The sequence below is a fragment of the Methylobacterium sp. E-046 genome (genome assembly GCF_022829625.1).
GTDB lineage: Bacteria > Pseudomonadota > Alphaproteobacteria > Rhizobiales > Beijerinckiaceae > Methylobacterium > Methylobacterium longum.
Genome location: NZ_JAKSYP010000146.1, coordinates 1 through 926 on the forward strand (window position 1 = coordinate 1; position 926 = coordinate 926).

1 protein-coding gene is annotated in these 926 nt (G+C 66.6%); it reads left to right on the top strand.

The genetic code is table 11. The features are described from left to right. Positions 1–94 precede the first annotated feature (94 nt). Positions 95–907: an IS5 family transposase gene (locus MKK82_RS12760; RefSeq protein WP_243985932.1), complete on the top strand. Its 813-nt coding sequence runs from the start codon at positions 95–97 to the stop codon at positions 905–907. Positions 908–926 lie beyond the last annotated feature (19 nt).

Genomic DNA, 926 nt, shown 5'->3' on the forward strand with positions numbered 1-926 from the left:
TCTAAGAGCCCGTCCGGTAAGGGTCTGAGGCGGGGTTGAGTGGCCGGGATGGCGATGATTCCAGGAGGGTGCTGAAGCCTGACCTGGACTTGCCATGTGGACCCCGACCACCCGGCGGCAGCATAGCCGCGTGGGCCTTCGCTATGAAACGGACCTCACCGACGCCGAGTGGGCGGTGATCGAGCCACTGATGCCGAAGCCAGCGCCCTGTGGCCGGCCTCCGCTCTGGACGACACGGGAGGTCCTGAACGCCATCTTCTACGTTCTGAGAGGTGGGATCTCCTGGCGGTTGATACCCAATGATCTGCCGCCGCGCTCGACCACCTTTGGCTCCTTCAGCCGCTGGCGCGACACAGGGCTGTTCGGCCGGATCAACCACCACCTCGTCATGGCCGATCGCGAGCGAGTCGGACGGGACGCCTCACCGTCTGCCGCGGTCCTCGACAGCCAAAGCATCAAGACGACGGAGAGCGGCGGCCCGCGCGGCTACGATGCCGGCAAGAGGGTCAAGGGGCGCAAGCGCCAAGCGCTGGTCGACATGGACGGGCGCGCTCTCGTCCTCGATCCTCAGCCCGCCGACGTACAGGACCGCGACGGGGCCGTGCCGGTGCTGCGCCTGTCGCGTCGGACCTTCCCGTTCATCGCCAAAGCCTTCGCCGATGCAGGCGATGCCGGCAACAGACCGGCGACCGCCACGATCATCACGGTCGAGATCGTGCGCAAGCCGCCCGATCAAGTCGGCTTTGCCGTGCATCCACGCCGCTGGGTGGTCGAACGGTTCTTCGCCTGGATCAGCCGCAATCGCCGCCTCTGGAAGGACCCAGAGGCGACTATCGCCTCGGCCAGAGCCTTCCTCTACGCCGCAGCCGTCATGATCCTCGTCAGGCGGCTCGCCCGCTCAGCCTGACTTCTCGGACGGACTCTAA

Coding starts and splice junctions, on each gene's coding strand:
- MKK82_RS12760 (WP_243985932.1), top strand. CDS start 95: ATGTGGACCCCGACCACCCGGCGGCAGCATAGCCGCGTGGGCCTTCGC.